The organism is Fructobacillus sp. EFB-N1, from assembly GCF_001038455.1.
GTDB classification, from domain to species: domain Bacteria; phylum Bacillota; class Bacilli; order Lactobacillales; family Lactobacillaceae; genus Fructobacillus; species Fructobacillus cardui.
Genome location: NZ_LDUY01000012.1, coordinates 14,792 through 33,810 on the forward strand (window position 1 = coordinate 14,792; position 19,019 = coordinate 33,810).

The 19,019-nt window shown below is 45.4% G+C and carries 17 protein-coding genes; 2 read left to right on the forward strand and 15 right to left on the reverse strand.

Annotated elements, in window-relative coordinates:
• Positions 1-55: 55 nt before the first annotated feature.
• Positions 56-1,012 carry a nucleoside hydrolase gene (locus FEFB_RS03700; protein WP_047974905.1) on the forward strand — a complete coding sequence of 319 codons (957 nt, stop codon included), beginning with the start codon at positions 56-58 and terminating at the stop codon, positions 1,010-1,012.
• A gap of 139 nt (positions 1,013-1,151) precedes the next feature.
• Here the strand turns inward: FEFB_RS03700 and FEFB_RS03705 are convergent, their stop codons facing one another.
• The 8 genes from FEFB_RS03705 to FEFB_RS03740 form a co-directional block, all read right to left on the reverse strand.
• A complete protein-coding gene (locus tag FEFB_RS03705) occupies positions 1,152-1,799 on the reverse strand; it encodes a deoxynucleoside kinase (protein ID WP_047974906.1) in 648 nt (215 codons plus the stop codon).
• A 112-nt stretch (positions 1,800-1,911) separates the two neighbouring features.
• Positions 1,912-3,045 carry a S1C family serine protease gene (locus FEFB_RS03710; RefSeq protein ID WP_047974907.1) on the reverse strand — a complete coding sequence of 378 codons (1,134 nt, stop codon included), beginning with the start codon at positions 3,043-3,045 and terminating at the stop codon, positions 1,912-1,914.
• A 71-nt stretch (positions 3,046-3,116) separates the two neighbouring features.
• Complete coding sequence (locus FEFB_RS03715) at positions 3,117-4,994, reverse strand: ATP-binding protein (protein WP_047974908.1); 1,878 nt, start codon at positions 4,992-4,994, stop codon at positions 3,117-3,119.
• 36 nt (positions 4,995-5,030) lie between these two features.
• Positions 5,031-5,744 (reverse strand): response regulator YycF, encoded by a 714-nt coding sequence (yycF, locus tag FEFB_RS03720; RefSeq protein ID WP_047974909.1) that lies wholly within the window; start codon positions 5,742-5,744, stop codon positions 5,031-5,033.
• Positions 5,745-5,899: 155 nt separating this feature from the next.
• The gene (locus tag FEFB_RS03725) at positions 5,900-6,889 is read right to left on the reverse strand and encodes a ribose-phosphate diphosphokinase (protein ID WP_047974910.1); all 990 of its coding nucleotides are present in this window, start codon (positions 6,887-6,889) and stop codon (positions 5,900-5,902) included.
• Positions 6,890-7,022: 133 nt separating this feature from the next.
• Entirely contained in the window at positions 7,023-7,841 is an 819-nt protein-coding gene (locus tag FEFB_RS03730; RefSeq protein WP_047974911.1) for a Cof-type HAD-IIB family hydrolase, read from the reverse strand.
• A 113-nt stretch (positions 7,842-7,954) separates the two neighbouring features.
• Entirely contained in the window at positions 7,955-10,408 is a 2,454-nt protein-coding gene (locus FEFB_RS03735) for a phosphoketolase (RefSeq protein WP_047974912.1), read from the reverse strand.
• A 218-nt stretch (positions 10,409-10,626) separates the two neighbouring features.
• Positions 10,627-11,355, reverse strand: a complete 729-nt coding sequence (locus tag FEFB_RS03740; RefSeq protein ID WP_047974913.1) for a GntR family transcriptional regulator — start codon at positions 11,353-11,355, stop codon at positions 10,627-10,629.
• A gap of 92 nt (positions 11,356-11,447) precedes the next feature.
• On the opposite strand from FEFB_RS03740, the gene FEFB_RS03745 reads away from it, so the two are divergent.
• A complete protein-coding gene (locus tag FEFB_RS03745) occupies positions 11,448-11,954 on the forward strand; it encodes an aminoacyl-tRNA deacylase (protein WP_047974914.1) in 507 nt (168 codons plus the stop codon).
• Positions 11,955-12,027: 73 nt separating this feature from the next.
• Here the strand turns inward: FEFB_RS03745 and dnaB are convergent, their stop codons facing one another.
• From dnaB to FEFB_RS03780, 7 genes are all read right to left on the reverse strand, one after another.
• Positions 12,028-13,512, reverse strand: a complete 1,485-nt coding sequence (dnaB, locus tag FEFB_RS03750) for a replicative DNA helicase (protein ID WP_152666231.1) — start codon at positions 13,510-13,512, stop codon at positions 12,028-12,030.
• A 1-nt stretch (position 13,513) separates the two neighbouring features.
• Complete coding sequence (gene rplI / locus FEFB_RS03755; RefSeq protein WP_047974915.1) at positions 13,514-13,966, reverse strand: 50S ribosomal protein L9; 453 nt, start codon at positions 13,964-13,966, stop codon at positions 13,514-13,516.
• A gap of 83 nt (positions 13,967-14,049) precedes the next feature.
• Complete coding sequence (locus FEFB_RS03760) at positions 14,050-16,083, reverse strand: DHH family phosphoesterase (protein ID WP_047974916.1); 2,034 nt, start codon at positions 16,081-16,083, stop codon at positions 14,050-14,052.
• Between the two features lie 219 nt (positions 16,084-16,302).
• Positions 16,303-16,566 (reverse strand): 30S ribosomal protein S18, encoded by a 264-nt coding sequence (gene rpsR / locus FEFB_RS03765; RefSeq protein WP_047974917.1) that lies wholly within the window; start codon positions 16,564-16,566, stop codon positions 16,303-16,305.
• 30 nt (positions 16,567-16,596) lie between these two features.
• Positions 16,597-17,121, reverse strand: a complete 525-nt coding sequence (ssb, locus tag FEFB_RS03770; RefSeq protein ID WP_047974918.1) for a single-stranded DNA-binding protein — start codon at positions 17,119-17,121, stop codon at positions 16,597-16,599.
• Between the two features lie 31 nt (positions 17,122-17,152).
• The gene (gene rpsF / locus FEFB_RS03775) at positions 17,153-17,449 is read right to left on the reverse strand and encodes a 30S ribosomal protein S6 (RefSeq protein ID WP_047974919.1); all 297 of its coding nucleotides are present in this window, start codon (positions 17,447-17,449) and stop codon (positions 17,153-17,155) included.
• Positions 17,450-17,644: 195 nt separating this feature from the next.
• Positions 17,645-19,018: a Na+/H+ antiporter NhaC family protein gene (locus FEFB_RS03780; RefSeq protein ID WP_047974920.1), complete on the reverse strand. Its 1,374-nt coding sequence runs from the start codon at positions 19,016-19,018 to the stop codon at positions 17,645-17,647.
• Between the last annotated feature and the right edge of the window lies 1 nt (position 19,019).

The following is a 19,019-nucleotide window of genomic DNA, read 5'->3' on the forward strand; positions in this document are numbered from 1 at the left end:
TTTACCTAACAATTTTGCTATAATAAAGTGTACCCAAACTAAAGGAGAATGCGCAATGTCTCGCAAAAAAATGATTTTAGATCTCGACACTGGTATCGATGATGCCTTGGCCCTGGCTTACGCCATCGGTCATGATGACATAGACTTGATTGGGATTATTGCCACCTATGGCAATGCCCTGACCAATGTCACGGCCAAGAATTCACTTGACCTCTTAGACCTCTTAGGCGCCCATGACGTTCCCGTTTTCATTGGTGAATCACATTCATCAACCACCTCTGATTTCACCGTTATGCCAATCTCACAGGCCATTCACGGCCAAAACGGTATCGGCGATGTTGAAGTGGCGGCCTCAACGCGGTCCGTTGACAGCCAAAATGGTATCGACTTCTTGATTGAAGCCGCTCACCAGTACAAAGACGAACTGATTTACCTGCCAACTGGTCCCTTAACGAACCTGGCCAAGGCCCTTGAAAAGGACCCAAGCATCGCTAAGTTAATCGGTCAAACGACTTTAATGGGTGGTGCCTTGACGGTTCCTGGAAACGTGACGCCATTTACGGAAGCCAACATTCACCAAGACCCCGAAGCCGCCGACTATGTGTTTAAAAATCAGGAAAACCTGACCATGGTTGGCCTCGATGTTACCCTGCGGACGCTTTTGACAAAGAAGCATACGCAAGAATGGCGTGACCTTGGCACAACCGCCGGTCAAAACTATGCCGACATCATGGACTACTACATTGATGCTTATTATAACTTAGATATCGACAAAAAAGGAGCTGCTCTCCACGACCCATTGGCCGTTGCAGTTGCCGTCGACCCAAGCTATGTCACCACTTTGGACTTAAACATGCAGGTCACTTACGACCAAGAATCAGGCGACTACGGCCGCACAATTGGCGACAAGGCCAAGCTTTTGGAACCAACGATTTCAAAGGCTGCCGTCCTAGTTGATCAAGACCGTTTTGTCTCCGATTTTCAGCAGATGATGCTCAAGGTGCTTGCCTAACATTCTCTTACTAAACAAAAAGACTTAACCAGTGACAAGCTTAGCAGCTACTTGGTTAAGTCTTTTTTGCTGTGATTTTAACTGGTTCAGGTTTTTTGGGGCATGAGCCGCGCTTAGTCTAGCCACCTCACCTGATTTTTTAATCCTTGTCAGCAGCCAATTCTGCTAATTTCTGGTCAACTAAGGCCAAAACCTTTTCCTGAGCCGCAGCATCCTCAACAAAGTTCAGTTCATCACCGTTAATCTGGAGCTTTGGTGAGCGGTCGTACTGATCAAACCAAGCATCGTAGCGGGCGTTCAAGTCCGCATAGTATTGGTACAAGTCCGGGTCCTGCTCTATTTGCTCATATGGACGGCCACGCTTCTTAATGCGAGCCAACATGGTGTCCAAAGAAACACGAACATGGATTAGTAAGTCCGGTGTCTTGGTCTTGTTTTCCTCTGAAACTTCTTCTAAAACGTTGTTGACCAAATCCTTATAAATGTCGACTTCGGTCTGTGTTGCCCGGCCCAAATCAGCATTGAGCTGGAAAAGTAAGGCATCTTCAAAAATTGACCGATCCAAGACCGCATTCTTTTCTTTTTGCGCTTCGTGAATCTGGTCCAAACGGGTATTCAAAAAGTAAATTTGGAGCAAGAAACTGTATTTCTTGGGGTCCTGGTAAAAGAGTGGCAAAATTGGGTTATTATCCACACTCTCATAGTAGGCCTGACCACCCAAATGCTTTGCTAAAATCTCTGTTAAACTGGTCTTTCCAGCACCAATTGTCCCGGCTAATACAATCATATGTTCATTGTTCTCCTCATTTATCGCTTTTTTAAGTATAGCAAAATCCCAACGGCAATTCTGCCTTCGTCGTCAACTTTTAACATAAAAAAATCGATAAACGCCAGACATCTTAAGACTGCAAAGTCTGATTTAACTTAAGGGTAACTGTCTTCTTCTCAGTACCACGGTAGTAAGTCAGCGTTGTCTTATCGCCGACCTTATGCGTGTACAATTGTTCACGCAAATCAGCCTGGTTGGCAACTGTCTTACCATCAATACCAACAATCACGTCATACTTCTTCAGACCCGCCTTATCTGCTGGTGAACCGCTGTTGACCTTGTAGAGGACCACACCACCGTTAACGGTGTTTGGAATCTTCAGCGTTGACTGCTGCTCGTTAACGGGCACCTGCGACAGGTTAATCATCTGAATTCCCAGTGCCGGCCTTGTCACCTTACCGTCCTTTACCAGCTTATTGACGACATCAACAACCTGGTCCGAAGGAATCGCAAAACCAATTCCTTCAACCGCTGTGCCGTTTGATGACGATGACAGCTTCATCGAGTTAATTCCAACAACCTGTCCCGCTAAGTTAATCAAAGGGCCACCGGAGTTTCCGGGATTAATAGCGGCATCGGTTTGAATAACCGTTGAACCACCATAATTTTGGCCGGTATCATCATCCGCTTGAACCAAACGCTTCGTGGCCGAAATAATCCCTTCCGTTACAGAGGAAGCATATTGTGATCCCAATGGTGACCCAATCGCCAATACCTGTTGACCAACGGAAATTTTAGCAGAATCGCCAAAGGAAGCCGTTGAAATCATCGAAGAGTCAGTAATCTTCAAAACGGCCAAATCAGTTAAGGAGTCCTTACCGACCAACTCCGCCGTCACCGTCTTATTATCGTTGGTGATCACCTGAAGCTTATCAGCACCGTCAATCACGTGGTTATTGGTCACGATAAAGGCAGAACCTTCAGCCTTTTTATAGACAAAGCCAGACCCTTCCGATGATTCATTATAAGTGTTACCGCTCTTTTTAAAGTTAATTACTGAAACAACAGAGTTAGCTACCTTGTTGTAAGCAGTGGTGGCCGTATTCTTAGAAGTCATCGTTTTTGTTGTTGTCGCCTTAGTCCGAACCGGACTATGCGTCACTTGGTAATTTTGATAAATCTCTTGTCCAGCTAAAACAGCTCCACCACCAATTACACCGGCTAAGGCTCCAGCCAAAATTAAATTCGTTAGGTTCTTTTGCATGGTCGTCTCCAAAATTTGTTAACACCACTATACTTGAGTGAAATTAAGCAGAAATTAAGGTCACGAAAGACTTAATCTTCATCCCACTGTTTTCCAGTCGATAACAAGTCATCTTGAACGTAGTTAAGGGTCATCTTAAAGGTTGACCCTTCATTTTCTTTTGATTCGACCCAGATGTGACCACCAAACTTTTCAACCACTTCCTTAGAAATCGCCAATCCCAGTCCAGTCCCTCCTTGGGCTCGCGACCGTGATTTATCAACACGGAAGAAACGGTTAAAGACCTTTTTTTGGTCAACAGCAGGGATTCCCAGGCCTTGATCTTGAATACTAATCAGCACCTTATCTCTTGATTTTTCCAATGAGACCGTAATGGTGCCACCATCGGGTGAGTACTTAATCGCATTATTCATCAGATTATCAATGACTTGGGTCATCTTATCATGGTCAATATCAACCCAGAATTCTTGATCGGTTGGGATATGACGAACAATCTTAATCTTTCGATCCGAATTTAAGTCCTTTGACGGTGACAACAGAATCATATCAAAACGGTCCAAAATAAAGTTCAACATGGTATTTAGTTGAACCAACTCGGTCTTAACTTCCATCGTCCCCTGGTCCATCCGTGACAACTCAAGCAAATCAGATACCATCCGCGACATCCGGTCCGTTTCGTTTTGAATCACCGTCAAAAATTCGCCAAGAATTTTAGGATCTTCCTTAGCGCCTTCCTGCAAAGACTCGACGTAGGACGCTACAGTGGTCAACGGTGTTCGCAGTTCGTGAGAAACGTTGGAAACAAAGTCACGGCGGTCCTGATCAATCTTCTTCTGTTCCGTGATATCATGCAAAATCAGAACCATGGCATTAATCAAGCCAGAAGGATTTTTAATCAAAGAGACCCGAACTTCAATAATCCGTTGACCGACATCAACCGTCATCGCTCGTTGTTGCTTAATCAAGTCTCGAACACTTTGGTATTCAGGGAGGTCCAACAGGTCAAAGACCTGCTGACCCAGTGCTGCTTGTTCGCTGACACCAAGCAACTTGGTTGCTGCCCGATTAATAATCGTCAGTTGGCCATTCGCATTCGTCAGCAAAACCCCATCAGCCATATGATGAAGAATAGAATGGAGGCGGTTACGTTCATTGCTAATGATTTCGGTTGATTCCGCAATCCGGTTTGATAACGTATTGACCGAATGGGCCAATTGCGAAATCTCATCCGAACCAGAAATCGTGTTAACCATCGAATAATCACCAGCCGCAATCCGGGCTGTCTGCTTATTGATGATTTCAATTGGGCGCGTCAACGTCCGAGATAGAATAAAGGCCAAATAAACTGAAGCCACAAGTGTTAGCAAGCCGGCCAATAAAAACAAGAACAAGATTTGGCGAGCATTGGCGTAAACCTTCTCTAGGCTAGCATAAACTACCACAATCCCAACAGGCTTCTCGCCTGCTTTACTTGGAGTATTAGTACCGTTAGCATACAGCTGACGAGTTACCACCGCCTGTTGGCCGTTGCCTTGGTCGCGGTCCTGGGTACGAATTTTAAGGTATGAATTCCCACCAGCTAAGGCACTTTCACTATTAGAATCAATTTTTTTGGGCAATAGCGACTTCTTTGTCGACTGGCTGGAAACTAAATTGCCGGATTTATCATAGACTAAGACGTTTTCGACAAGGTTTGAATCAAAGTCCCTGACCGATGTATCCACTTTAGCCTGGTTAACCTTACCAGTTTCAGTGTCCAGTCCTTCAACAATTTTCTTGGTCACATAGGTTGGCATTGTCAACTCTGCTTCACTGGCAATGAGGTCATGCTGCTCGATTTGATGGACAAAGAAAACTCCAAACGACTCTAAAATAACAATTAAAAAAAGGACAAAGACAAACGTTATCCGGAATCGAATCGATTGTAAGAGTTTAACAATGACTTTCATAATTCCTGACAACGAGTGCCCGTCCTTTCATAGTTTTTATTTATTTGGGTTCTTACCTGATGAGAGGTAATAACCAACACCACGACGCGTTCCTAACCAAACAGGATGTGATGGTACATCTTCAATTTTCTCACGCAAACGACGAACTGTCACATCGACCGCACGAACATCGCCGAAATAATCGTAACCCCAAACCTGACGAAGTAGGTTTTCACGGTTCATGACTTGGCCGATATGTTGGGCCATGTATGAGAGCAATTCAAACTCACGGTGCGTCAATTCAAGGTCAACACCGTCTTTGGTGACCATATAGGTCTTTGTATGGATAATCAAGTTACCAAGTTGAATGTCTTCTTGGTTAACCGCTGGGTCATCTGACCGACTTGGCGTGTGACGATTACGCAAGTTCGCCTTCACTCGGGCAACTAATTCACGGTTCGAGAATGGCTTAGTGATGTAGTCATCAGCCCCCATTTCCAAACCAATAACCTTATCAATTTCAGAGTCCTTAGCCGTCACCATAATAACTGGTGTCTTATCCTTAGCCCGAATTTGACGCAAAACTTCAATTCCTTCAACTTCAGGAAGCATTTGATCTAACAATACCAAATCAGGATTTTCTGACTTGTACAATTCCAATGCCTCGGCTCCGTCACCAGCCGTTACGACCTCGTAACCTTCTTTTACCAAGTTAAACTTGATGATATCCGAAATTGGCTTTTCATCATCAACCACTAAAATTTTATACATACGCGTCTCCAATTAAAACATTTTTCATTCGTTATTGTAACATAAAAAATTGGCCTTTCAGCCAATTTACGAATAATCCTCACAAAAAAGACTATTTTTAGCACTCTGGCCAAAAACAGTCTCTCAATAGTTACTTTATCTTTCCTGTAAACGCCTTAGTCTTCTTGTGAACTACGACGGCGGAAGCGGTGCTTAAACATTGGACTAATCGCTTCGTTCAATGAAACACGGCGAATAGCTTCACCAATCAACTCACCAACAGAAACAATTTCCAGCTTGTCAAACTTCTTTGAGTCTGGCAAGTTAATGGAATCGGTCACAATCACCTTAGTGAAAACGGAATTTTGCAAACGTTCCAAAGCTGGTCCTGAGAAGACAGCGTGTGATGCGGCCACGTAAACTTCCGTAGCACCGTGCTCCAACACTAATTGAGCACCCTGCGTAATCGTTCCGGCTGTATCAATCATGTCATCGACCATGATGGCCGTTTTACCAGCAACATCACCAACAATTGAGCCAACCTCTGCCACGTTTGGCTTCGGACGACGCTTGTCAATCACGGCAACCGGCGCTTCCAAACCAAGCATGTTGTTCAAATTGCGGGCACGTGTCATTCCACCGTGATCAGGTGAAACAACAACGGCGTTTTCCTTGTCGGCAATACCAGTTTCAATCAAGTAATCGGCCAACAATGGAGCTCCCTGCAAGTGATCCATTGGTAGGTCAAAAAACCCTTGAATTTGAGCAGCGTGCAAGTCCAGAGCCATCACGCGAGTGGCTCCTGCTCGTTCAATCATATTAGCAACCAACTTGGCTGTAATTGGTTCACGTGAGCGAGCCTTCCGGTCCTGACGAGCATAACCGTAATAAGGCAAAACCACGTTGATTTGGTCGGCTGATGCCCGCTTCAAGGCATCAATCATAATCAACAATTCCATCAGGTTATCGTTAACCGGTTGGGATGTTGATTGAATCACAAAGACATCTGCGCCACGGACAGATTCTTCAATGTTAATTTGCACTTCACCATCAGCAAAGCGCTTCACCGAGATGTCACTTAATGGCACACCGACTTCAGCAGCAATTTTTTCTGCTAAGGGGTGGTTCGATGAGAGAGAAAAGAGTTTTAGGTTTGACTTAGTCATTTTTGCTACTCCAGATTAAAGAACAACGATTTCTTATATATTATAACAATAAAATCAGGACAACTGGGCAAAAAAAGCGACTGATTTTATCATCGTCGCTTGTAATCTTAAGTTACTAATCTATTGCTACCAATTAATCGGCTAAAATAAAGCGCTCGATGGCTTTTGCGACACCATCATGGTTGTTATCAGTCGTCTCCTGGTTAGCAATAGCCTTAATTGATGGCACCGCATTTCCCATGGCGACTCCAATTCCGGCAGCTTCAATCATCGTATGATCGTTTTCCTGGTCACCAATCGCCATTGTTTCTGACTGGTCGATGCCCAATTCCTTGGCCAAGGCCAACAGCGCCTGGCCCTTAGAAGCAGCCGTATTCATAAATTCAAGGTTATTTGGGGTTGAACGAACCACATTGGCCTCTTGCTTCAGCTCTGCCGGTACCTTTGCCTGAATGCTATCCATAAAGGCCTCGTCACCAATAGCAATTGCCTTGACAAAGGAGGTTTCCTTCAACTCTGAAACTTCGTCCTTAATGGTCAATGGGAGACTGACCACAAAGTTCTCCTGACTAGCAAAGACATTCACATTCGTCATCACCGTATAAGCGTCAGAGTCTGACTCAACCTGAATATAGGTGTTATTATCCGCTGCAAATTGCTGTGCCTTCAAAAAAGTGGTCCATGGCAAGGCAGCACGGTGGAGAGTCTTTTGACCATCCGTTGTTTGGACCAAGCCGCCATTGTGGGTAATCACATAATGGTCTTCGCCCAAGAGATCTAATTCATTCAAAATCTTCTTAACGCCTGTCTCTGGTCGCCCAGTGGTAATCACCACATGAACACCCTGTGCCGTCGCTTTTTGGATAGCACTTTTTACCGCCGGTGTAATCTCGCGATTATCGTTATAAAGCGTGCCGTCAATATCAATCGAAACAAGTTTAATTGCTTGCATAAAATTAGCCCCTTTTCAAGATTATGTCAATTATAGCAAAGTTTAGTTAGGCTTTGCCGATAAATGAGTATAAAAAAAGAACCGCCGAGGCGATTCTTTCAAGTGTTAATAGCTTACTTCAAAGCAGACCATTGCCACTTAGTGAATTCTTCGATATCGCGACCTTCTTCACGGGTCACCTTCATGTGCTTTGCCAAGATGTCATCCATCTTAGTGATGAATGTATCGGCAGCAGCTTGATCAACTGCACCACGGTCTGCAAGGACAGCAACAGCTTCCTTAGCTTGGTGGAAACGATCAAGGTGTGAGTAAACACGCATGTCGTAAGTAGTTGTGATGTCACCATCTTCACGGTATCCGTGAACAAAGACGTCACCGCGGAACTTACGCTCGAAGAAGAATGATTCAACCAAGTCTTCGTATCCGTGGAATCCGAAGATAACTGGTGTATCAGCTTGGAAGAACTTGTTGAATTCGTCATCTGACAATTCACGTTCGTCGTTTCCAGCTGATTCTGACTTTTTCTGCAAACGAAGCAATTCAACAACGTTTACATAGCGGAACTTAACTTCAGGGAATTCCTGGTTAACCAACCACAATGCGGCCAAAGTTTCGATTGTTGGTTCTGTACCAGCAGAAGCAAATGTGATGTCCACATCAGCTGATGGTGCAGTAGATGCCCAATCGATAACCTTCAAACCTTCAGTAGCCAACACTTCAGCTTCAGCAGCTGAGAACCACTGTTGACGTGGTTGCTTTGAGATAACCATGTGGTTAACCTTTGAGTGTTCGCTGAAGGCACGTTCCATCACTGCCAAAGTTGAGTTACCATCGGCTGGCAAGTATTGACGGATGAAGTTTGACTTCTTTTCGGCCAAGTGAGTCAACATACCAGGATCCTGGTGAGTGTAACCGTTGTGGTCCTGCTGGAAAGCAGTTGAAGTAGAAATCAAGTTCAATGATGGGTAGTCATTACGCCATGCTTGTTCTGAAGCGTGACGCAACCACTTGAAGTGCTGAGTAATCATTGAGTCAACAACGCGCAAGAATGATTCGTATGAAGCGAAGATTCCAACACGACCAGTCAAAGTATAACCTTCAAGCCAACCTTCAGCTTGGTGCTCTGACAATTGAGCATCCAAGATACGGCCTTCTGGAGCTTCGTATTGGTCGTTAGGGTTCTTAACTTCTTCCATCCATTGACGGTTAGTAGTATCAAACAATGACCACAAACGGTTTGACATCGTTTCATCAGGACCAAAGACACGGAATGACTTAGGGTTCATTTGCATTACCTTTTCAAGGTAGTTTGACAAAGTGAACATGTCCATGTTGCGGTTACCATCTGGCAAGATAGTTCCACGGTTGTCTGCGTTGATGTCGTTTACGTAATCGCGCCAGTCTGGCAAGTCAAGATCCTTAAGATCTTCACCGCGCTTACGACCACCGTTAGCGATTGGGTTAGCTGACATACGCTTGTCGCCCTTAGGAGCGATAGCCTTCAATTCATCCTTCAATGAACCATCAGCGTTAAACAATTCTTCAGGCTTGTATGAGTTCATCCATTCTTCGAATTGTGGCAATGTGTCCAACTTTCCTTGTGCCAAAGGCAATGGAACTTGGTGGGCACGGAATGAATCTTCGATTGGCATTCCAGCTTGGTCGTGGGTAGGTCCACCCCAACCCTTTGGCAAGCGAGCAATAATCACTGGCCATGCAGGAATTGTACCATCTTCATACTTACCGTTTTCACGAGCATCCTTTTGGATAGCTTGGATGTCTTCAATAGCAGTATCGAAGATATCAGCAGCCTTTTCATGGTAAGCCATGTAGTCATGGATGTCATCGTTTTCGATGAAACGAGCTGAGTAACCAAGACCTGCAAAGAAGTCCTTGATTTCTTCATCTGACATACGTGAAAAGACAGTTGGGTTTGAGATCTTAAATCCGTTCAAATCCAAGATTGGCAAAACAGCACCATCGTTCTTGGCATTCAAGAACTTGATTGAGTGCCATGAAGTCATTGATGGGCCAGTTTCGGCTTCACCATCACCAACAACGGCAAAAGCGATTTGGTCAGGGTTGTCCAGAACAGCACCGAATGCATGTGACAATGAGTAACCCAATTCTCCACCTTCATGCAATGAACCTGGAGTTTGGGCAGTCATGTGTGAACCAATTCCACCTGGGAATGAGAAGCGCTTGAACAAAGTTGACATACCCTTCAAGTCTTGAGTAACTTCTGGGTAATCAGCAGTATATTCACCATCAAGGTAAGCGTTCGTAACCATGACTTGGCCACCGTGACCAGGGCCACCGATGTAGAACATGTTCAAGTCATACTTGTTGATCAAACGGTTAGCATGAGCATACAAGAATGTTTGACCTGAGATAGTTCCCCAGTGTCCGATTGGCTTAACCTTAACATCTTCAGCTTGAATAGGCGTCTTAGTTACTGAGAACAATGGGTTTGACTTCAAAAAAATCATCCCAGCTGACAAATAGTTGGTTGCACGCCACCACTTATCAACAAGTTCCAAGTACTCTTTTGAGTTGTAATCAACCATGTAAATAGTACTCCTTTTTCTTTCAACGAAGCCCGCTTCTGCAAACTCCGGATATATATTTACAAGTCCTATTATATCGAGAGTATTCCATTCATTCAAGAAAAAAAGCCCTTTGGGCCTAACTTTTTCGTTTTTGGTTGCATTTCTTTATTAATTGGGCCGGCCCAATTAAGCTTTATTAAACACATTCCATAAAATTGTTTACTAAATCAGTTTCCTTATTCCGAACCAAGCGAGACGAAAGCATTATAACGTAGGTATTTGTAGTGCAAGCGCATATTAGAATATTCCAACGGTGTCCCATCATCCATGAAGAAAATCCCTTCCATGATACCCACAGGTTCAGTTGCTTTGAGCTTTAACAGCTTCTGTTCTTCGGCATTGGATGGCTCGGTCATGATGGTCATAAATGACCTTGTCACTGTCTTGGACTTGCGTTTTTCAACATATTCGTAAATGGATTTGGTCACCGTTTCCCGATTAAGCCCCGGCAATAAAGAAATCGGCACGTAACCATACTCAATCATGAATGGCACGCCATCCAATTTACGGAGGCGTTTAATTTCATAAACGAAATCCCCATCGTTTAAAAATAATGCTGATTGCTGCTCTGGCGTCGCCTGAATCACCCGGAAGTCCAGGAGCTCAATGCTGGGTGCCTGACCATTAATCCGAAAAGAATCCGAAACGCCCAAGTTTGATCCCTCATGTTGAAAGATTGCCTGATTTTTCAGGTATAAGGGGTTCACAAAAGTTCCAGACCCACGCTTCTTAAAGATAATCCCCTGCTGGACCAAGACATTGAGGGCCCGTTTGATGGAAGAACGTGAAACCTGGTAATCTGCCGCTAATGTTCGCTCATCTGGTAATTTGAGGTCTTCGTACTGACCCTGATAAATTTTTTGTTTGATATCGGCTTGCACCGTTACATAAATTGCTTCTGACATAATATCTATTGTAGCATAATTGGTCCGACCACTTTTTAAAATTGGTTCTAACTGCTTTTTCTCTGATTTTTTTCTTGTGCTAAAATAGAGTCATGGCAAAGAAGAAAAAAGATAAAAAAACATTACCCGAACAAGTCCTCGACAAGCACGGCGTGTCCTATGAGCCACTTGAACTAAACGCATTGGACTTAAGTGAAGAAGAGATTGCGACTAAGATGAATGAATTGGGCATTCAACAATCCGACATCTTTAAGACGCTGGCCGTCAAAGGTGACAAAACCGGTCCTTTGATTGCGGTTGTTCCCCTCACCAAACGCCTAGATATGAAGAAATTGGCTGCGGTTTCTGGGAACAAAAAGACCCATATGTTGCCACTCAAGGAACTAGTGGCTACCACCGGCTATGTTCACGGTGCCAACAACCCCGTTGGTATTTGGCAGAACCACGGCTTTCCCATCTACTTCGCCAAGGAAGCAGAGACAGCTGATTACTTCCTGGTTTCGGCCGGTGAACTCGGTCGCTCCGATAAGTTAAATCCCAAAGAGTTGGCGGCGATGATTAACGCCCCCTTCGCCGATTTAACCGAAACGGAATCATAAAACAATTTTCAACAACAAGCAAAAGGCAGCACATCTATTTTGAATGTGCTGCCTTTTGCTTTTATTTGATTATTTACCAGCCTTGCGACATATCAGGAATTGGGCCAAAGCCCGATTGCTCCTGACGATAAGTACCGGCCATGTTCGAGAATTTAAAAGTTGGCTTGTTAAACATCAACTCCGCCTTCCCTCTAGCCCCGGCACGGTTCTTTTCAACAAGGACTTCAATTGGGACAACCGTTTCCTCTTCGACTTGGTTGCCACCCTCATCATCGTCCTCACCTGCTCGGTTGGGATGGTAGTCATCCCGGTACAAAAAGGCCACGATATCAGCATCCTGCTCAATCGAACCGGATTCACGCAAATCCGAAAGAATTGGCCGTTGGTCTTGACGCTGCTCAACGCCACGCGAAAGCTGAGCCAAGGCAATAATCGGCGTATGCAATTCCTTCGCCAACTTTTTAATCGAACGAGAAACTTCAGAAACGGCCTGCTGGCGACTTTCACTATTGGCAGACTCAATCAAACCCAAGTAGTCAATCATCACCAACCCTAGTGGATGGGGATTTTCATCCCGTTCTTCTTCTGGCATGCGCCCCACAACCTCGCGCTCTAATTTACGCAACTTGGCCGAAATTTGCGCCATCCGAATTCCTGGCGTGTCATCCATATAAATCTGCATGTTCGCCAACGATTGAACGGCTAAGGTTAATGCAGCCCAATCCTCTTCTTGCATATCACCAGTGGTCAATTTATTAGAATCAATTCCACCTTCTGCAGCGACTAATCGAGTTACCAAATCAACAGCACCCATTTCCAAAGAGAAAATCACAACAGGCTTCTTCTCAGTTTTGGCTGCGTTTTTGGCAATGTTCAAGACGAAAGCCGTCTTTCCAACGGCCGGACGGGCACCAATGACAATCATTTGGTCTTCACGAAAACCGTGTGTTAACTCATCTAATTGGTCATAGCCCGAGGCGATGCCGATGACCTTACTATCGCTTTCGCTGGCTGCCTGCAAATTTTCTTGGAATTCATTCAAAACGTCCTTAATCCGGCGCAAATCATCATCGCCCTGAATTTGGGCCAAACGGTCGAGCTGACGGCCGAGGTCCTCGAGTAATTCACTCGATGGTTCGGACCCGTCATAGGCCAACGTCATCGATTCTGTTAACGTTTGAATCAATCGCCGCAAAATCGCTTTTTCATGGACGATTTGTGCATAAAATTTTAAGTTTGAAGCAGATGCTGAAGCCTGTGAAATTTCAACCAAGTAGTTGACCCCGCCAACATTTTCCAACTGGCCCATGGCATTCAACTTGTCTTGCAGGGTCAACATATCAACAGGTCGTTCTTCTTCAACCAGCAGTTGCATGGCTTTAAAAATTTCTTGGTGCTTTTGCCGATAAAAATCGCTTGGGTCAAGGACGGCTTCCGCCGCGACAACGGCTGCCTCTGATTGAACATCAAAGAAAATAGCACCCAAAACGGCACGTTCTGCCGCTTCATCATTGGGTGCTTGTCGATATTCATTGCCCATTACTGAAACATCAGCCATTTTAGCCCTCGCTAACGTGCACTCGGAGGTCGGCCATCACATCGCGGTGCAACTTAACAGGAACTGTGGTGAAGCCCATTGCGTGAATTGGCTGATTTAAGAGTAGCTTCCGCTTATCGATTTTGACCTTGTATTGGTCAGACAAAGCAGCCACGATTTGCTTCGTTGAAACAGCTCCAAAGAGACGACCATCCGTACCGGCCTTTCCCTTGATTTCGATCACTGTCTTTTCGTTTTCTAGCTTTTCCTTCAACTGCTTGGCTTCAGCCAATTCTTCAGCCGCCAACTTCTCTTCGGCCTTCTGCCGACCCTTGACTGCCCCGAGGTTTTTCCCAGTTGCTGGTTCTGCTTTTTTATTCTTGATTAAGAAGTTGTTGGCGTAACCATCCGGAACGTCCTTCACTTCGCCCTTCTTACCACGACCCTTAACATCTTCCAAAAATACAACTTTCATCTTTGCCTCCTTTTGGGCTTGTTCATCACGAGCCAAATACTTTGTTTTATCTTACTGATTTTATGACAACATTGTCAAAAGTTTTATTCAGCTTCTTCCGCTTCTTGACTGGCAATTGCTTGCAAAAGCTGGTCAGCAGCCTCGTCTGTCGTCACGTCAGACATTTGCGTGGCCGCATTGGACAAATGGCCGCCACCACCAAGGTCTTCCATAATTGTTTGCACGTTGAAATCGCCGTTTGACCGGGCTGAAATCCCAACCCGACCGTCATCACGCTTTGTGAGCACAAAGGAAGCCTTGACGCCCTCAACCTGAAGCAGTTCATCGGCTGCCTGGGCCGCAATCACGCTTTGGTAGACGGTATCGTTATCGCCAACCGCAATCGCTGAATGATTGTTAATCTCAGCTAAGTGAATCAATTCTGCTCGGGCCTTAAAGTCCGAGAACTTTTCCTTTAAGAAGGACTGGAGTAACTCATTATCGGCGCCATTGGCCCGCAAATACGAAGCCGCATCAAAGGTTCTTGATCCCGTCCGCAAAACAAAGTTTTTCGTATCAACTTGAATCCCGCCAAGCATGGCAGTGGCTTCGAGTCCGGTAATTGGTGCACCCTTTTGGTTCTGGTACTGCAACAATTCCGTTACCAACTCTGACGTTGATGAAGCATATGGTTCGATATAAGTCAGCATTGGCTTATCCGGCAGGCCATTTTCAGCCAAACGGTGGTGATCAATAACCACAACCCGATCCTTCAAGTCCTTCAACAAATCAGGTGCGCCATCCAAGGCCTCCTTGGCATGGTCAACCAAAATCAGCAATGACTTCTCCGTTGCTAAATCAAGCGCCTCTTTTTCGCTAATAATCGAAGCACCGAGGTCAACACCAGGCTCCCCCTCGCCCATCTGATCTGCTCGGACGGTCGCCAAGAGCGATTGGATATCTGAAAAAATTTCGTCCTCATTAACAACCACAAAGGCCTTCTTGCCCCGTGTTTGGCTAAAGCGCCATAGACCCATTGCCGAACCAACGGCATCCATATCTGGCCTCTGATGGCCGACCACAAAGACTTGGTCGGATTGATCCATCAATTCGGCAATGGTTTGTGAAATCACCCGGGCCCGGACACGCGTCCGCTTTTCCATCGGATTCGTTGTTCCACCATAGAAGCGGGCTGGCATGTCTTCTGCCTTCACAACCACTTGATCACCACCACGACCCAATGCCAAGTCCAAGTTTGTTTGCGCTAATTGAACCAAAGAATTGATGTCTTGTTCCCCATAGGCGATTCCCATCGAAAGCGTCAGGGGTGAATTCTGCTGGGCCGTTGCTTCACGGACAGTCTTAACCACCGAGAATTTCTCGTCTTCGGCCTTAGCCAAGTCACGTTGGTAACCCATCAAGAGGTAAGTTACTGGTGACAAACGGCGGACGTACAAATGGTACTTTTTAGCCCAATCCGTCAACTGTCCAGTCACATAAGTCCGCAACTTCGACGTCTCAGAATCAGGCATTCCTTCTGTCACTTCTTCATAGTTATCAACCGAAACCAATCCGGTGACCAGCCTGTGATCAGCTAAGTCGCGGTTTAAGGCTTCATTTTGGCTCACATCTAAGAGGTAAATAACGCCCAACTGTTCCTGATAAGCCATGTCAAAGGATCGGTCAAGCCAGGAGAAACGGTTAACCTTATCATCAGCATAATTTTTCACAGCAAAGGCTAGATCCCCATCTGCCTCCGACAGGCTTTCGCCAATTAAATCTTGGTCAGCCAATAAGTTTTGGAGGTAGGGATTCACCCAGACAATCCGGTCCCCTTTACCCAAAAGAATAATCCCCATCGGCATTTCTAAAATGGCCTCTTGTTGGCCTAATTTAACGCGGTAGGTCAACTCCTCTAAGTAGGACTCATTTGATTGACCTGCCTGGATTAATCCTTTGAGCATGGTAGCAAAAAAAGCCACCAAGAGCACAAACCAAACTAACCCTAAGATCCAACTAGTCAAAAGTGCCAAAATCAAAGAAACAAAGGCCACAATAAACATGCCAATCGTTCCTGTCATAAAGGTTTTATTTTGTTGAAAGCGGGACAACACCCGCAGCTTCGAAAATGTTTTCATGAAGGCCTCAACTATTCTTTGCTTACATACTTACCTAACATTTTACCATACGAACAAAAGACTGTTGAAAAGTAAGCTAACCAGCTAACCAAAAGAAAAAAGTCAGACCGACTCTGGCATATACCGCAAAAGTGATAATCCTTTTTGAGCATACGACCATCAAAGGGCTGACTTTTAGAACAAAAAAACCAAGACAATTGTCTTGGTTTTCCTTGCACATTAGTCTTCAGTGACGAATGGCAACAAGGCCATGATACGAGCACGCTTGATAGCGGCCGTAACCTTGCGTTGGTTCTTTGCTGAAGTTCCAGTCACACGACGTGGCAAAATCTTACCGCGTTCTGAGATGAAACGTTCCAACAATTCTGTATCCTTGTAATCCACGTATTCGATGTGGTTGGCTGCAATAAAGTCAACCTTACGACGACGGCGTGGTCCACCTTGTGGGCGACGACGTTGTGGACGTGCGTTTTGTTCAGGCATAATCTGTCTCCTTTCAAATGAGATGTAAAGTTAAAATGGTAGGTCATCATCAGAAATATCAATTTCTGAATTATTGTTGGCCGCAAAGGGATTTGCCCCCTGCTGGTTACCACTTTGTTGGTTGTTATTTTGATTTGCGGATGCAAATGGATCAGCGTTACCAAAGTCCTGGCTATTGCCAGAGAAGTCTTGGCCTTGACCAGACCCATTTTGGGCCCGACGGCGTTCACTTTCAGCCTTTGATTCAAGTAGTGAGAAGTTATCAACGACAACTTCTGTTACATAAACACGTTGCCCGGCATTATTTTCATAATTACGCGTTTGCAACCGACCTTCGATTGCCACCAAAGCCCCTTTACCAGTAAAGTTGGCAAAGTTTTCAGCTGATTTTCGCCAGATAACGGCGTTGATAAAATCAGCTTCACGGTCTCCATTGGCATTGGTAAAGTTCCGATTCACGGCAAGTGAAAAGGAGCCAACCGCTACACCAGATTGGGTATAGCGCAATTCCACGTCACGGGTTAACCGTCCAATTAAAACAACTCGATTAATCATCTTTTAGGTCCTTTCCCGGTGGAATTGTGTCTTATTCAGCGTCGCGCTTGACGATCATTTGACGCAAGATGTCAGATGAAATCTTAGCCAAACGGTCAAATTCAGTTACTGCTTCGTCTGATGCAGCGTTGAAGTTGACGACATGGTAAGTACCTTCACGGTAACCAGCGATTTCGTAAGCGAAACGACGGTTAGACCAGTCAGCTGACTTGATAATTTCCGCACCGTTGTCAGCCAAGATCTTGTCAAAGCGTTCAACGAGCGCCTTTTTTGCATCTGCTTCCATGTCAGGGCGAATAATGTATGTTAATTCGTATGCTGTAGCCATGTATTTTTCCTCCTTTTGGTCTCTGGCAGCCAAACGGCTGCAAGGAGTGCGTGCATTCTTTGCACTCACATCCATTTACTATACTAAATCAGGTGCCTTTTTGCAAGCACAACATCGTTTTCCACCGTTAGCTAATTAGACGAAAGGAGTCGGCCATTTCTGACCGACTCCTGATTTTTATATCGAGTAAATAACTTATTTGGCTACTTCGTCTTGGGAAGCCTGACGCAATCCGATTCCGGTCAAAGCCGAAAGCAATGAAAAGACAGGTGAGAACAAGGCTAAGAAGGTAAAGGGCACGAAGGACAAGACTGGCACGTGAAGCGTCTGGCTTGCAAAGGCCCCGGCAACACCCCATGGGACCAGGTAGTTAGCAATCGCTCCCGAATCTTCCATAGCCCGCGACAACGCTAATGGTGACAAACCAAAGCGCTTATAGTCTTCCTTAAAAATTTGTCCAGGCAACATCACTGAAAGATACTGTTCACCCACTAAGAAGTTCGTAGCAATCCCCGTCAACAAGGTTGCAAAGACGATGGACTTCTGACTCTTCAGGTACGAAACAATTGGGTTCATCACTGCTCGTAAAATACCAAGGTTTGATAAGAGACCACCCAAGGCCAAAGCCAACATGATCAACATGATGGTTTCCATCATTGCCGTCATCCCGCCACGGTCCAACAAGGCGACCAGCGTCGCATTCGTTGATGACGTCTTGTAACCGTTAACCACCAAGTTCGCCCAGGCCTTCAAAGAGTGTCCGGACAACAAGTAATAAGCCGTGTTGACTACCACATTAATCAACAATGATGGAATGGCCGGAATCTTAGCCAAGGCCGAAATTAGAATCAAGGCAATTGGCACGATCGCCCACCAGGTTGGCTGAATCAACTGCGTGACCGCTGCCGTCTTGACGCTAACCCCACCTGTATGGTGGGCCGAAAAGCCAAAGACAAAGGCTAAAATCAGCGTAACTACCATGGCCGGCAAGGTTGTCCACATCAAATTTTTCAAGTGAGCAAAGAGATCAGTACCAGAAACGGCGGCCGCCAAGTTAGTCGAGTCTGCCAATGGTGAGCTCTTATCCCCGAAGATAGCACCGGAAATAATCATCCCCGCTACCAAGGCTGGGTTAAAGCCAAGGGTTGTTCCAACACCCATCAAGGCCACCCCGACCGTTGACATCGTCGTAAAGGCAGAACCAATCATCGTTCCAACCAACGCAGAGGTTAACAGCGCCGTTGGCAAGAACCAAGCTGGGTTAATCAGCTTAAAGCCCAACCAAATCATGGTTGGAATCACACCCGTCCCCAACCAAAGGGCAATCATTGAGCCAATCAGCAAGAACAAGAACAAAGGCGCAATCCCGGCCTCAATTCCCTTAATCAAGGCCGCCTGCGCGTCCTGAAAAGTGACACCCGCGAGACGCATCACCAAGATAATCCAAGCAATGGCGACCAACAAGGGTGCAATTGGCGCAAGACCAAGGCCAATAATGCCCCCAGCCAAAATAAAAATGACACCGGCCAGAAGGCCAACTGCCAATTTACGGTTTACTTCACGTTGCATA

Coding starts and splice junctions, on each gene's coding strand:
- FEFB_RS03740 (WP_047974913.1), bottom strand. CDS start 11,355: ATGTCAGAAGCAATTTATGTAACGGTGCAAGCCGATATCAAACAAAAA.
- rplI (WP_047974915.1), bottom strand. CDS start 13,966: ATGAAAGTTGTATTTTTGGAAGATGTTAAGGGTCGTGGTAAGAAGGGC.
- FEFB_RS03745 (WP_047974914.1), top strand. CDS start 11,448: ATGGCAAAGAAGAAAAAAGATAAAAAAACATTACCCGAACAAGTCCTC.
- rpsF (WP_047974919.1), bottom strand. CDS start 17,449: ATGGCTACAGCATACGAATTAACATACATTATTCGCCCTGACATGGAA.
- FEFB_RS03700 (WP_047974905.1), top strand. CDS start 56: ATGTCTCGCAAAAAAATGATTTTAGATCTCGACACTGGTATCGATGAT.
- yycF (WP_047974909.1), bottom strand. CDS start 5,744: ATGTATAAAATTTTAGTGGTTGATGATGAAAAGCCAATTTCGGATATC.
- dnaB (WP_152666231.1), bottom strand. CDS start 13,512: ATGGCTGATGTTTCAGTAATGGGCAATGAATATCGACAAGCACCCAAT.
- FEFB_RS03705 (WP_047974906.1), bottom strand. CDS start 1,799: ATGATTGTATTAGCCGGGACAATTGGTGCTGGAAAGACCAGTTTAACA.
- FEFB_RS03760 (WP_047974916.1), bottom strand. CDS start 16,083: ATGAAAACATTTTCGAAGCTGCGGGTGTTGTCCCGCTTTCAACAAAAT.
- rpsR (WP_047974917.1), bottom strand. CDS start 16,566: ATGCCTGAACAAAACGCACGTCCACAACGTCGTCGCCCACAAGGTGGA.
- FEFB_RS03730 (WP_047974911.1), bottom strand. CDS start 7,841: ATGCAAGCAATTAAACTTGTTTCGATTGATATTGACGGCACGCTTTAT.
- ssb (WP_047974918.1), bottom strand. CDS start 17,121: ATGATTAATCGAGTTGTTTTAATTGGACGGTTAACCCGTGACGTGGAA.
- FEFB_RS03710 (WP_047974907.1), bottom strand. CDS start 3,045: ATGCAAAAGAACCTAACGAATTTAATTTTGGCTGGAGCCTTAGCCGGT.
- FEFB_RS03715 (WP_047974908.1), bottom strand. CDS start 4,994: ATGAAAGTCATTGTTAAACTCTTACAATCGATTCGATTCCGGATAACG.
- FEFB_RS03735 (WP_047974912.1), bottom strand. CDS start 10,408: ATGGTTGATTACAACTCAAAAGAGTACTTGGAACTTGTTGATAAGTGG.
- FEFB_RS03780 (WP_047974920.1), bottom strand. CDS start 19,018: ATGCAACGTGAAGTAAACCGTAAATTGGCAGTTGGCCTTCTGGCCGGT.
- FEFB_RS03725 (WP_047974910.1), bottom strand. CDS start 6,889: ATGACTAAGTCAAACCTAAAACTCTTTTCTCTCTCATCGAACCACCCC.